A 12398-nucleotide genomic window follows, 5' to 3' on the forward strand; every position below is an offset into this window, starting at 1 on the left:
AATTTCTTTAACGTTAAATTGAATATGAATTTATAACCATTTTTTACGCTTAAAATAAATAAGCATAGCTATAAATAGGACAATCATTACACCCCATAAAATAAAATAAGAGTATTTATAATGTAGTTCAGGAATATAATCGAAATTCATTCCGTAAATACCTGCAATAAAAGTTAAGGGAATAAATATTGAGGCCATAATGGTTAAGACTTTCATGACTTCATTCATTTTATTACTAATGGTGGTCATGTACATATCCATTAAACTCCAAATCATTTCTCGGTAAATGTCGATGTTTTCTGTTACTTGAAATAAATGGTCATAAATATCTCGGTAATAGGTTTTTGTGCGTTGCTGAATTAGATTGCTTTCGTCTTTTTCAATTCGACTTATTACTTCTCGAAGCGGAAAAATAGAACGCCTTACTTTTAGGATTTCTTTCTTTAACTCCTGAATATCTTTAGTAGCTGTTTCTTCTATGCTTCCTTCAAAAATATCACTTTCTAAGTCTTCAATTTTATAACCCAATGTTTCAATAATGCTAAAATATTCATCAACAATAGCATCCATTAAAATGTAAAGCAGGTAATCCGACTGCATAGTTCGTACTCGGCCTTTACCTTGTCTTATGCGATCTCGAACAGCACCAAATACATCGCCTTCAGATTCCTGAAAGGACAATACGTAATTAGGCCCCAAAATAAAACTTACCTGTTCGTTAATAATATTTTCATCAGCATCATGATACAACATTTTGAGAACGACAAATAAATAATCTTCATATTCATCAATTTTCGGACGTTGTGAAATACTAACTAAATCTTCAATAACCAAGGGGTGAAGATTGAAATGAATTCCTAACTTTTCAATTTCGGTAACATGGTTAAGACCATTAACATTTATCCATGAAACGCAATCGGTGAGTTTAAAATCGAAAACCTCTTCAATACTGTTTAGTTCTTTTTCAATATACTCTTCCGGAGTGTAATCGAAAACTTCTAAAAATAGTTTTTTATCCGATTTTTCACCCGTGTAAATAACACTTCCGGGCGCTAATCCAGATTTTTTTTGATGCTTTTTTGTTCTTTTCTTAGCCATGTTATAAATATATAGAATATTTATTCAGTATGGGCTTCATCATTAATGGCGTCTTTTTTAATTAAAGTTACCGCTTTTTGAAGCATTAAATTGTTAGGGTAGGTTACCAAATCGCCGTTATCTAATTTTAAATGCAATTGAAAGGCGGTAATATCCTCAATAATGCCTTCAATGGGGAAATCGCTGTCGTGAATTTTTATTTTGTCACCAACTTTATGCGGAAAATTGAAAAACATAATAACACCAGAAGTAATATTGCTTAAAATGGACCATACGGCAACAAATCCAATTCCAATAACTGCAAAAACAGATGAAAATATAACCGCTAAATCTTTAAAGTTTGTACCAAATATGGATGCTACAAGAACCAAGGCGATACCTGTTAAGCCGATATTGACATACTTTCTTATGAGTCTAATGCGCGCATCATTAAAGCCGCTTTTCTTCGCAATTTTGGTAATGGCGAAGTTTAAAAAATAGTGAAAAATGAAAAGCAGAATTAATGCAATTCCTGAAATGATTAATTTGCTTTTGTTGTCGTTAAAAAAATCTAATACCATAGTATATATTTTTAGTAGTTGAACATGTTATTAATTTGCTTAAACTTTGTTTTAGAATATTTAAGCGTCATCAACAATATGATTCAATGTCTTATATACAATGTGTGTTGGTAAACCCATAACATTAAAATATGAGCCTTTTAATTCGATAACACCAATTTGACCAATCCATTCCTGAATTCCATATGCGCCTGCTTTGTCAAAAGGTTTACAGGTTTTAATGTAATACCAAATTTCATCGTCGGTTAATTCTTTAAAAGTAACATCGGTAATGTTGTGTATCGTTTTTTCAAACGTTTTGGTTGTAAAACAAACCGATGTAATAACCTGATGCGTTTTGTGGCTTAACGATTTTAAAATGGTGTAAGCTTTTTTTTCATCCTGCGGTTTTCCTAAAGCTTTATTGTCGTGCCATACAATGGTGTCACTGGTTATTAAAATATCGTTGTTCTTTAATTCTTCCTTATAAGGCAAAGCCTTTAACTGTGCTAGGTAATTAGAAATTTCGAAATGTCTTAATCGCGTCGGGTATTCTTCCTTAACCGGTTTTAGTCTAATTTCGAAGTCGAGCCCCAAATTTTTAAAAAATTCCTGACGTCTTGGAGAGCCTGAGGCTAATATAATGTGATGGTTTTTAAGTTTTTCTTTTAACATTTTTAATTTAAAACAACTACGATATCTTTGAAAGTAATGTACTTACTTGTTGCGAAGCAGATAAGCCATATTTCATATTTATTATTACTTAGCCAGTAAAATATACTTGTATAAAAGTAAGGAAAGCATTCCGAAAAGCATAATTATTTTAAAACTACTGCTTACCTGGTGATAGTCAGTGTTGCTTTCTGCATTAAATAGTTTGAGTGTATTGTATATTAAAGGACCTATGATAAGCGCAATGAAATAAATATTGGCAATTACTGATTTGTATAAGTTTTGAAAAACATAAAAAAATAAAGTTACAGTAAAAGCAAGACTTAAAATAATGACAATGTTTTTTGTTGTTTTTCTGCCTAAAACTATCGGGAGTGTTTTCATTTTAGCTTCTCGATCGCCCTGTTCATCTTCTATATCTTTTACGATTTCACGTAATAAATTAATAACAAAAGCAAAACCCACATATTTAAAAATAATTTTAAAAATGACTAATTGAATATTTTGATTTTCGGGAGTGATTACCGGAATTAATTCAAACACCCCTACAATTAAAATACTACATGAAACTAATGAAGAAATAACGAGATTCCCTATAAGTGCCAATTGTTTGAGATAGGTCGCATAAATATAAAGTAATGCCGAAATGATTACGAAAATACCCAGGAATGCATTGCGATTAACGCTGGCAGCAAGATAGTAACCCAGACCTACACCTGTAACATTTAAAATAATGAATAAATTGTAAGCTGTTTTCTCCGAAATGGATTTACCAATTAAAACTTTATTTGGTTTGTTAATAGTATCTGTTTCTACATCACAAATATCGTTAATAATATTACCTGCTGCTGCAATACATAAGGTTGAAACTATTAATACGGTAATACCTGTTACATCTAAACTTGTAGCAACGCCAAAAGGATCTAAAAAAGCATATTTTATCAATAATTGTGTGATAACAATCATAATTAAATTTTGCCATCTTATGAGTTTTAAATACTTCAAAAAAATGTTGATTTAAATATTGGCCATAAATTGGTCAATAAGAAGTTTTATAAATAAAATTGCAGCAGTAAAGAATATTATAAAAAGAATGAAGATTTTTATTTTTTGTTGCTTCGCAGCTCTTCTTATGTTTTTTTTAATTAGTTCTTTATCTGCTTGGGTTAAATTTTGGTGTTTAAAATGCAGTTGAACATGAGCATGCGCCTCGGAATTAAGTTTATCTTTTAAAACCGAAAAGGGAATGGTTGTCTTTTGGTTGAAAACTTTTTGGTTATTTCCAAAACCTATGTAACCAAAGTTATTAGCAATCCGTCTTCTTACTCGATTCAATTATACATTGTTTTAATTTTTTAAAATTCCCATTTACCTTGTACTTTAAGAACTTGTTCAATAACATCACGAACGGCACCTTCGCCTCCTTTTTTGTGTGAAATGTACTTTGATACACTTTTTATTTCAGGTACTGCATCTTGCGGGCAGCTAGGCAAACCAACCCGTTTCATAACAGCGTGGTCTGGAATATCATCTCCCATGTAAAGCACATTTTTAGCTTTAATATTGTTTTTAGATATATAGGTTTCAAACTGTTTTGCCTTATTACTAGCACCCAAGTAAACGGGGTTTACACCTAAACCTTCCAGACGTAATTTCACACCTTCATTTTGTCCAGCCGAAATAATGGCGACGTTGTAACCTGCGTTTACAGCAAATTTCAGGGCATATCCGTCGCGAACGTTCATGGTTCGCAGTAATTCTCCAGAAGTAGTAATATTCACGTTTCCGTTAGTTAAAACGCCATCAACATCAAAAATGAATGTTGTAATATGTTGTAGGTATTCTTTATAGCTTTTTTCTTCCATGGGTATGTTGAATCGATTTGGTTAAAAGATCATATATGTCCTTATGATGCTTATTTGTTAGTAGCTTGGCGTGTTTGTTTAAAGTTTTTTTGTCGTTTCGTTTTGCCGGGCCTGTTTGGGCAACGTAAGGCGATAATTTCTGTACTTTTTTGGCGGTTTCTAAAATTAAAGGTTTTAATAGATCGAATTCAGCACCTTCACTTTCAGTTATTTCATGCGCCACACGATATAATTGATTGGTAAAGTTATTGACAAAAACTGCTGCTAAATGCAAAACTTTACGTTGCTCGCTGTTTACTTTTTTTGTCGGACTACCAATGGCAATGGCCATCTTTTTTAGAAGGTGATAATCTTCACTCCTTATGGCTTCAATACAAATGGGAACATCGGTGAAATTAAGTGTTGCAGATTTGCTGAAACTTTGCAACGGATAAAAAACACCACGATGATTCTTTTTATCCATATCATGAATGTTTACGCTGCCCGAAGTGTGAACCACCAATCGGTTTTCAAAAGGGAGTTGTTTCGTTAAAGGTTTTACAGCATCATCACTAACAGCCAAAATATAAATATCGGCTTGTTTTAATTGCGACAAATCGTCGGTAATGTAAACTTCATTTTTAAACGAATTTATAGCATCTATGCTTCTGTTGTACCATTGCTTAACCTCAGTTTCCTGAGTTTTACTGAGGGCTTTATATAAATGTGTGGCTACATTTCCGGCGCCAAGAATTACTACTGAAATCATAAGGCAAAAATAGACAATATAAAGTGATTTAAAAACCGAAAACTATATCTTTGAGTATTATGATTAAAAAAGATATTACCACCAGAGAAGATGTTTTTTTATTAGTGTCATCGTTTTATGCTAAGATTAGAAAAGATAAAGTATTAGGCCCGTTTTTTAACAATGCAATTAGCGATTGGGATGCTCACCTTGAAAAATTAACGGGTTTTTGGGAATCAAGCTTATTTTTGAAAACCAAATACCTGGGGAATCCATTAAAAGTTCATGTTAAGGTAGATCAGGAAAACAATAATAGTATTAGCGACGTACATTTTGGTTTGTGGCTAAATTTATGGTACCAAACCATTGATGAGTTGTTTGCAGGAGATTATGCAGAGAATGCTAAGCGGCGGGCTAGAAAGATGGGAACTTTTTTGTATATGGAAATATTTAAAGCCAGGCAGGCTAACTAATTTTTATTATTGTTTGTAATCGAATATAACATTAGCATATGATTAACAATTCTTTCCATTTTTACAGGCACAAAATAAACTTAAATACTTAAATTTGCACGACCTCAAAAAAGGGTTCGTACTATGCAAAATAAACTTTCGAAAATTCTTTTTTCCACTCGTTTAACTTCTGTTTTGTTTATTGCTTTTGCTGCTGCTATGGCAACGGGAACGTTTTTAGATGCAGGGCAGGAAACATCACCAACGGCTTACACTAGAAATTTAATTTATAATGCCTGGTGGTTCGAGGCCATTATGGTATTATTTGTAATTAACTTTACAGGTAATATATTCAGATATAAGTTACATAAAAAGGAAAAATGGGCAACATTACTGTTGCATTTAGCTTTCATTTTCATCATTATCGGAGCAGGGGTTACGCGTTACATAAGTTTTGAAGGCATGATGGCTATTCGCGAAGGCGCTACTGAAAATACATTTTTGTCAAGAGACACCTACATCACAACCTACATAGATGGTGACTACGAAATTAATGGGGTAGCACAACGATTGCCATTAGAGGAAAAAGTAGATTTTTCGTCTCGATTGGAGAATGATTTTAAAATAGAAACCCGATACGATCAACAGCCCGTAACGATAGAACTCGAAAAATTTATTAAAGGTGCCGAAGAAGATATTGTACCGAGTGAAAATGGCGAATCCTATTTAAAAATAGTTGAAGCGGGTGGTGGCGCTCCGCATAATCACTTTTTAAAAGTCGGGGAGGTTCAAAGTATTCATAACATATTATTCGCTCTTAATAAACCTACACCTGGCGCTATTAATATTACTTATAAAAATGATCAATTAAATATCGAATCGCCATTTGAAGGTGAATATATGGTCATGGCAACGATGTCGCAAGGTAAGTTGGTTAAGGATAGCGTTCAGCCATTAATGCTTCGTTCCCGTTATGTTATTGGCGATATGCAAATGGTTTTTCCAAAACCTGTTGTGAAGGGCGAATTTGATATTGTTCAAAAATCTAAAATTTTAAAAAATGATGAAGATGGTGTTGTTTTAAAGGTTACCACAGGTGGGGAAACACAACGAGTTGGTTTGCTTGGTGGAAAAGGGATGAACAACGCTTTTAAGCAAATAAAAATTGGTGGCTTAGATTTCGCATTTAAATATGGTTCTAAAGTCTTGGAATTGCCATTTTCAATAAAACTTAATGATTTTGAAGCTGAACGTTACCCAGGTACAGATAAAGGATACTCTTCCTTTTCAAGTAAGGTAACCGTAATTGATGAACAAGAGGAGAATTTTGATTATAAAATTTTCATGAATAATATTTTAGATCACAGAGGATATCGATTTTTTCAATCTAGTTTTGATCCCGATGAGAAAGGAACAATTTTATCTGTAAATCACGATTATTGGGGTACGTTGCTAACTTATATTGGGTATTTTCTGCTTTACGCGGGTTTACTACTTATTTTATTTGTTAAGGGTTCTCGTTTTGGAGAATTAAAAGTGATGCTTAATAAAGTAAAGGCTAAAAAAGCAAAATTACTAGGTGTGTTTTTGGTGTGTTTCGCATTAAATGGTTATTCACAAAATCATGCTAATCATAGTACTCACGACGGTAAACCTACTAAAAATCAGATAGATTCAATTTTAGCTGCTAATATTACGCCAAAAAAAGTAGCTAATGAATTCGGACATTTAGTTATTCAGGATTTAAGTGGGCGCATGATGCCTGTAAATACCTATGCGTCAGAATTGCTTCGTAAGCTTAGTAAAAATGATAGTTACGAAGGATTTGATGCAAATCAGGTATTTTTATCTATTCAAGAAAGTCCAACACTTTGGTATAATGTTCCTGTTATTTATTTACGCCCAAAAGAAACCGATTCCCTCCGTAATATAATTGGTGTAAACAAAGAGGATAAATTATTCGCTTTAGTCGATTTTTTAAATGAGGATGGTACCTATAAGTTAGATCCGTATTTAGAAGATGCTTACAGTGTAACTGTTCCGAATGGTTATCAAAAGAAAATAAAAGAAACTGATCAGCGGGTTAGATTATTATTCAATACAATTGAGGGGGCATCGTTAAGAATATTTCCTGTTCCTAACGACCAAAACAACAAATGGATATCGGCCTACGATTACAAATATGGAAATTATAAAATTCAGGATTCACTTTATTCTAATTTCGTTAGAAGCGGATTTAGAGCCTATTTGTATACTCTAAATCAAGCAAAACAAACAGGAGATTTTTCTGAAGCTTCCAAGTTATTAGATGCGTTTAAAAAAACACAGCATCAGTATGGAGGCTCGGTAATGCTAAGTGATCAAAAGGTAAAGACTGAAATATTATATAATAAATATGACATATTTAAGAAGTTGTTTAGCTGGTATATGTATGCAGGTAGTTTACTTTTTGTTTTATTAATTGTTCAAATTTTTAAAGAAAAAAGCAAAGCTTTAAATGTATCAATAACGGTATTTAAGTTTATCATATTAGGTTTGTTTCTTTTGCATACAGCTGGATTAATTACCCGTTGGTACATATCAGGTCATGCGCCATGGAGTGATGCATACGAATCTATGATTTATGTTGCTTGGGCTACTATGTTTTTTGGTTTAGCTTTTGGAAGAAAGAGTGATTTAACGATTGCAGCAACGGCATTTGTTACTTCAATGATTTTAATGGTAGCACACTGGAACTGGATGGATCCTGCCATTGCAAACTTGCAGCCCGTATTAAATAGTTATTGGTTAATGATACATGTTGCAGTAATTGTAGCAAGTTATGGACCATTCACCTTAGGTATGATTTTAGGGGTGGTTTCATTGTTACTAATGATTTTCACTAATAAGAACAATAAAAAGAAACTTGATTTAAATATTAAGGAACTAACCATAATTAATGAAATGGCTTTAACCGTAGGTTTAACTATGCTAACTATAGGGAACTTTTTAGGCGGGATGTGGGCTAATGAAAGTTGGGGACGTTATTGGGGTTGGGACCCTAAAGAAACTTGGGCATTAATTAGTATAATGGTGTATGCTTTTGTGATACATATGCGATTAGTACCTGGTTTAAGAGGGCGTTGGTTTTTTAACCTCATGTCTATTATGGCTTTTTCAAGTATTATGATGACTTATTTTGGAGTAAACTTTTATTTAGCTGGATTGCACAGTTATGCTAGTGGAGACCAAATTGTAAGTCTGAAATTTATAGGTGTTGCTTGTGCAATAATAGCGGTATTGGGCTTTTTTGCTTATAGAGGCTACGCTAAGTATTATAAAAAGTAGATTGAAAGTAATTAAAAGATGACAGAAAATCTTGCTAACAACCATATATGTTAGCAAGATTTTTTAGTTTTAAAGAGATCTATTTCAAATCTAAATACTTATGAAAAAATTATTGAAAGAGTTTAAAGAGTTTGCTGTAAAGGGTAATATGATGGATATGGCTGTTGGTATCATTATTGGTGCTGCGTTTAACAAAATTATCGATGTATTGGTAAAACAAGTCTTTTTGCCTCCTTTATCCTTATTAACCGATGGAGTAAATTTTCATGATAAACGCATTATTTTACGAGAGGCTGTTTTAGACGTTTCAGGTAAGGTCATAACCGATGAAGTCGCTATTGGCTACGGAATTTTGGGAGAAACTTTAATCGATTTTTTAATTGTGTCTTTTACCATTTTTCTAGTGGTGAAATTTTTAAACCGTTTACGAAATAAATCTCAGGATACAGAAGACACAACAGTGTCAACCCCTAAAGATATTGAGTTGCTAACCAAGCTTACAAAGCTTATGGAAGAACAGAATACATTGATTAAATCGAAAAAATAATTTATGGCGAAAACGGGAAGGAGCAAAAACACTAAGAACAAGGCCAAGCATGCCAGGTTGATGGAGCAGAAAAAGAATAAAAAGCGAAAAGAAGCCGAATTGCGAAAAGAACGATTAAAGGCGGTAATTCAAAAAGTAAATAATTCAAACAAAGATTAGTTGTAAAGATTTACAATGTGTTTCGACAAACGAAGAAACCTACTTTAAATTATTAACTATGAAACTTTTTTACTTATTAGCTTTGACTACATTGTTGTTTAGTTCTTGTTCATCTTCAGATGATACAACTGAAATGTCTGAAGAAAACATGGAAATGGAAGAAATGACTTCGGACGAAGCTGCTTACACCGGAGATTTTGTTTCTTCGGCTCACGAAACTTCTGGTATGGCCAGTATTGATAAAGATAAGAAAACCTTAGCTTTAACAAACTTTAAAACCGACGAAGGTCCTAATCTGGAGGTTTATTTAGCTACTAATACCTCAGCTTCAACTTACATTACCTTAGGCGCTATAAAGGGGGTTAATGGCAATTACAGTTACGACTTACCAGAAAACATTAATTTCGAAACGTATAATCACGTTATAATTTGGTGTGTACCATTTTCTGTAAATTTTGGTTATGCTGTTTTAAAATAAATGTTTAACCCGCTCAAAAGAAATTTCATCAAAACTTTTTATCACTAAATTAGCTTTAGTATAATCTTGATTTTTAGAGTGTTTGCTGTCGTATCCCGTACAAAAAATACCCGCGCTTTTTGCTGCCTCAATCCCATTGGTGCTATCTTCTATAACCATACATTCGTGACGTAGGAAACCAGTAGCTTCAGCTGCTTTTATAAAAATTTCAGGATGAGGTTTAGATGCTTTTAAGTCTGCGCCACTTAATTTCGCTTTAAAATAGGGGTTTAAATTGAAACGCTTAAAAATTCGTTCAATATTTGGCATTGAAGCCGAAGAGCCTAAGACTAGGGTTAATCCGTTAGCATGATAATCCTTTATAAGGTTTAAAACTCCTTCGATTAAATCGAATTCCTTATCGTTGTCAAAAATATATTCATAGTGTTTCCGCTTTATGGCAACCAAAGTTTCTGGTGTTTCATTTAGTTTAAAGGTGTCGCAAACGCGTTTACACACATTTAATGTCGATTGCCCGGTAAAAGATTCGTATAATTCAGGAGAAACTTTAACGTTTACATCCTTAAACATATTATGGTAGGCTTTATAGTGAAGGGGTTCACTATCTATTATAACACCATCCATATCAAAAATTACCGCTTTTAACATCCTTCTTTTTTTGCGCTAATATATAAAGATTAAAAAAGTAGATGCTACATAATCACTAAAAAAAAACTGTACAAGAACCTAATATTATGGCTCTTGTACAGTTTGAAAAAGGGTTTATTTACGGCCTGGTATGTTGAATTAAATTTTAGCTGGGTTTTATGCATTCCTAAACCGCTTTATTAAACCACTCTTTGATACAAAATTATGGACACTAAATTTTTATCAAAATGATTTAAATATGTTCTCCCAAATGATGATGTTCATCAATTAATGGTCCGCCTTCTACAATTTGTTGCGAAGCCTGATGAGCAAATTTTTCAAAGTTTAAATGAAATGAATGCGCCAATTGAATCGCTTTACCAATGTAAGCGCCTTTTTGAAGCCATGTATTCATTGGGTCTAACATTTCAGAAGGGACACCAGGGCAATATTTAGGCATGAACAATCCGAATATTGGGTTTTGTTCGTAATCTACTTCATCTAATTCGCCATTAAGTATAGCCGTAATCATGGCTCTAGTGTATTTTAGTTTTATACGAGAACCGACACCATAAGGTCCTGCACTCCATCCTGTATTTATAAGCCATACATTAACACCAGCTTCCTGCATTTTTTTACTTAGCATTTCTCCATAAACTGCAGGGTGTAAAGGCATAAATGGTTCGCCAAAACAAGCAGAGAATGATGGTACAGGTTCTGTAATTCCGGCTTCGGTGCCGGCTACTTTAGCGGTATATCCAGAAATGAAATGATATGCTGCCTGTCCTGGTGTTAATTTAGAGACTGGCGGTAAAACACCAAAAGCATCACAGGTTAAAAAGAAGATGTTTTTAGGATTGTTGGCATATAGTGTTTCCTGAATATTATCGATATGATAAATGGGGTAGCTTACTCGTGTGTTTTGAGTGATAGAACTATCCATATAATCGACTTCTCCATTGTCTTTAAAAACAACATTTTCTAACATAGCACCAGGTTTAACGGCTCGGAATATGTCTGGTTCTTTTTCTTCGCTTAAATCGATAACTTTCGCATAGCATCCGCCTTCAAAATTGAATATAACATTATCTTGCGTCCAACCGTGTTCGTCATCGCCAATAAGTTTTCTTTCGGGATCTGCAGATAATGTTGTTTTTCCGGTTCCCGATAATCCAAAGAATATCGCTGTATCTCCTTTTTTACCAACATTGGCAGAGCAATGCATGGGGAGTACATTCTTTTCAACTGGCAATATTAAATTTAAAGCAGAAAAAATACCTTTTTTCATTTCGCCTGTATAAGCAGAACCACCAACTAATGCAATCTTATCAGTAAAATTGATAATTGAGAAATTCCCCTGACGAATGCCAAATTCTGAAGGGTCAGGACAAATATATCCAGGTGCGCAAAGTATCAGCCAATCTTCTTTAAAGTTTTCCAACTCTTTGACGCTAGGGCGCAAGAACATGTTGTATATGAATAAGTTAGACCATGGTAATTCGGTAATAGCTCGAATTTTGGTTCTAAATTCAGGTTCAGCACAGGCGTAAGCGTCTCTGGCGTAAAGTTCTTTTCCTGATAAGTATTTAAGAATTTCAGTTTTTAACTTGTTAAAATTTTCAGGCGACACTGGTTTGTTGGTTTTTCCCCACCAAACTTTATCTTTTGTATAATCGTCTTTTACTAAAAAACGATCTTGAGGAGAACGTCCGGTAAATTTTCCGGTGTTAATGGCAAGGGTACCGTTATTGGTTTCTTTCCCCATGTTTTTTTCAACAGTAATTTGCTGAAGTTCTTCTGGAGATAAATTCCAATGTACATTTACATTTTTTAACCCATACTGCTCAAGGCTAGTACTCGTGGGCATAGTTACTAAATCTTCCATTTTGATTAATTTTTTGGTTCAT

General features: G+C 33.4%; 14 protein-coding genes. 5 read left to right on the forward strand and 9 right to left on the reverse strand.

Annotation, left to right across the window (positions count from 1 at the left end):
* Nucleotides 1-30: 30 nt before the first annotated feature.
* The 7 genes from corA to ICJ83_RS06065 form a co-directional block, all read right to left on the reverse strand.
* Nucleotides 31-1098, reverse strand: coding sequence for a magnesium/cobalt transporter CorA (gene corA, locus ICJ83_RS06035; protein WP_188229480.1), 1068 nt, complete (start codon nt 1096-1098; stop codon nt 31-33).
* Nucleotides 1099-1118: 20 nt separating this feature from the next.
* Nucleotides 1119-1658, reverse strand: a complete 540-nt coding sequence (locus ICJ83_RS06040) for a mechanosensitive ion channel domain-containing protein (RefSeq protein ID WP_188229481.1) — start codon at nt 1656-1658, stop codon at nt 1119-1121.
* A gap of 60 nt (nt 1659-1718) precedes the next feature.
* Nucleotides 1719-2312, reverse strand: coding sequence for a Maf family nucleotide pyrophosphatase (locus ICJ83_RS06045; protein WP_188229482.1), 594 nt, complete (start codon nt 2310-2312; stop codon nt 1719-1721).
* Nucleotides 2313-2396: 84 nt separating this feature from the next.
* On the reverse strand, nt 2397-3314 hold the full coding sequence (locus ICJ83_RS06050) for a geranylgeranylglycerol-phosphate geranylgeranyltransferase (RefSeq protein WP_188229483.1): 918 nt from the start codon (nt 3312-3314) through the stop codon (nt 2397-2399).
* 12 nt (nt 3315-3326) lie between these two features.
* A complete protein-coding gene (locus tag ICJ83_RS06055; protein ID WP_188229484.1) occupies nt 3327-3644 on the reverse strand; it encodes a hypothetical protein in 318 nt (105 codons plus the stop codon).
* Between the two features lie 20 nt (nt 3645-3664).
* The gene (locus ICJ83_RS06060; RefSeq protein ID WP_188229485.1) at nt 3665-4174 is read right to left on the reverse strand and encodes a KdsC family phosphatase; all 510 of its coding nucleotides are present in this window, start codon (nt 4172-4174) and stop codon (nt 3665-3667) included.
* Nucleotides 4155-4922: a Rossmann-like and DUF2520 domain-containing protein gene (locus tag ICJ83_RS06065; RefSeq protein WP_188229486.1), complete on the reverse strand. Its 768-nt coding sequence runs from the start codon at nt 4920-4922 to the stop codon at nt 4155-4157. Before ICJ83_RS06065 ends, ICJ83_RS06060 begins: the two co-directional genes overlap by 20 nt.
* Before the next feature lie 59 nt (nt 4923-4981).
* Between ICJ83_RS06065 and ICJ83_RS06070 the strand changes: the two genes are divergently transcribed.
* From ICJ83_RS06070 to ICJ83_RS06090, 5 genes are all read left to right on the forward strand, one after another.
* Nucleotides 4982-5374, forward strand: a complete 393-nt coding sequence (locus tag ICJ83_RS06070; protein ID WP_188229487.1) for a group III truncated hemoglobin — start codon at nt 4982-4984, stop codon at nt 5372-5374.
* Nucleotides 5375-5497: 123 nt separating this feature from the next.
* On the forward strand, nt 5498-8680 hold the full coding sequence (gene ccsA, locus ICJ83_RS06075; protein WP_188229488.1) for a cytochrome c biogenesis protein CcsA: 3183 nt from the start codon (nt 5498-5500) through the stop codon (nt 8678-8680).
* A 100-nt stretch (nt 8681-8780) separates the two neighbouring features.
* Complete coding sequence (gene mscL / locus ICJ83_RS06080; RefSeq protein WP_188229489.1) at nt 8781-9227, forward strand: large conductance mechanosensitive channel protein MscL; 447 nt, start codon at nt 8781-8783, stop codon at nt 9225-9227.
* A gap of 3 nt (nt 9228-9230) precedes the next feature.
* A complete protein-coding gene (locus ICJ83_RS06085; RefSeq protein WP_188229490.1) occupies nt 9231-9386 on the forward strand; it encodes a hypothetical protein in 156 nt (51 codons plus the stop codon).
* Nucleotides 9387-9444: 58 nt separating this feature from the next.
* Nucleotides 9445-9864 (forward strand): DM13 domain-containing protein, encoded by a 420-nt coding sequence (locus tag ICJ83_RS06090; protein ID WP_188229491.1) that lies wholly within the window; start codon nt 9445-9447, stop codon nt 9862-9864.
* Here the strand turns inward: ICJ83_RS06090 and ICJ83_RS06095 are convergent.
* Nucleotides 9856-10512, reverse strand: coding sequence for an HAD family hydrolase (locus ICJ83_RS06095; RefSeq protein ID WP_188229492.1), 657 nt, complete (start codon nt 10510-10512; stop codon nt 9856-9858). The two genes, ICJ83_RS06090 and ICJ83_RS06095, sit on opposite strands and share 9 nt — an antisense overlap.
* Nucleotides 10513-10744: 232 nt before the next feature.
* Nucleotides 10745-12376 (reverse strand): phosphoenolpyruvate carboxykinase (ATP), encoded by a 1632-nt coding sequence (pckA, locus tag ICJ83_RS06100; protein WP_188229493.1) that lies wholly within the window; start codon nt 12374-12376, stop codon nt 10745-10747.
* Nucleotides 12377-12398 lie beyond the last annotated feature (22 nt).

Source organism: Aestuariibaculum sediminum (assembly GCF_014596945.1).
Taxonomy (GTDB): Bacteria; Bacteroidota; Bacteroidia; order Flavobacteriales; family Flavobacteriaceae; genus Aestuariibaculum; species Aestuariibaculum sediminum.

What these genes read in the sequence shown, in the direction of transcription:
- corA (WP_188229480.1), bottom strand. Translation starts at nt 1,098, where the DNA reads ATGGCTAAGAAAAGAACAAAAAAGCATCAAAAAAAATCTGGATTAGCG.
- ICJ83_RS06040 (WP_188229481.1), bottom strand. Translation starts at nt 1,658, where the DNA reads ATGGTATTAGATTTTTTTAACGACAACAAAAGCAAATTAATCATTTCA.
- ICJ83_RS06045 (WP_188229482.1), bottom strand. Translation starts at nt 2,312, where the DNA reads ATGTTAAAAGAAAAACTTAAAAACCATCACATTATATTAGCCTCAGGC.
- ICJ83_RS06060 (WP_188229485.1), bottom strand. Translation starts at nt 4,174, where the DNA reads ATGGAAGAAAAAAGCTATAAAGAATACCTACAACATATTACAACATTC.
- ICJ83_RS06065 (WP_188229486.1), bottom strand. Translation starts at nt 4,922, where the DNA reads ATGATTTCAGTAGTAATTCTTGGCGCCGGAAATGTAGCCACACATTTA.
- ICJ83_RS06070 (WP_188229487.1), top strand. Translation starts at nt 4,982, where the DNA reads ATGATTAAAAAAGATATTACCACCAGAGAAGATGTTTTTTTATTAGTG.
- ccsA (WP_188229488.1), top strand. Translation starts at nt 5,498, where the DNA reads ATGCAAAATAAACTTTCGAAAATTCTTTTTTCCACTCGTTTAACTTCT.
- mscL (WP_188229489.1), top strand. Translation starts at nt 8,781, where the DNA reads ATGAAAAAATTATTGAAAGAGTTTAAAGAGTTTGCTGTAAAGGGTAAT.
- ICJ83_RS06085 (WP_188229490.1), top strand. Translation starts at nt 9,231, where the DNA reads ATGGCGAAAACGGGAAGGAGCAAAAACACTAAGAACAAGGCCAAGCAT.
- ICJ83_RS06090 (WP_188229491.1), top strand. Translation starts at nt 9,445, where the DNA reads ATGAAACTTTTTTACTTATTAGCTTTGACTACATTGTTGTTTAGTTCT.
- ICJ83_RS06095 (WP_188229492.1), bottom strand. Translation starts at nt 10,512, where the DNA reads ATGTTAAAAGCGGTAATTTTTGATATGGATGGTGTTATAATAGATAGT.
- pckA (WP_188229493.1), bottom strand. Translation starts at nt 12,376, where the DNA reads ATGGAAGATTTAGTAACTATGCCCACGAGTACTAGCCTTGAGCAGTAT.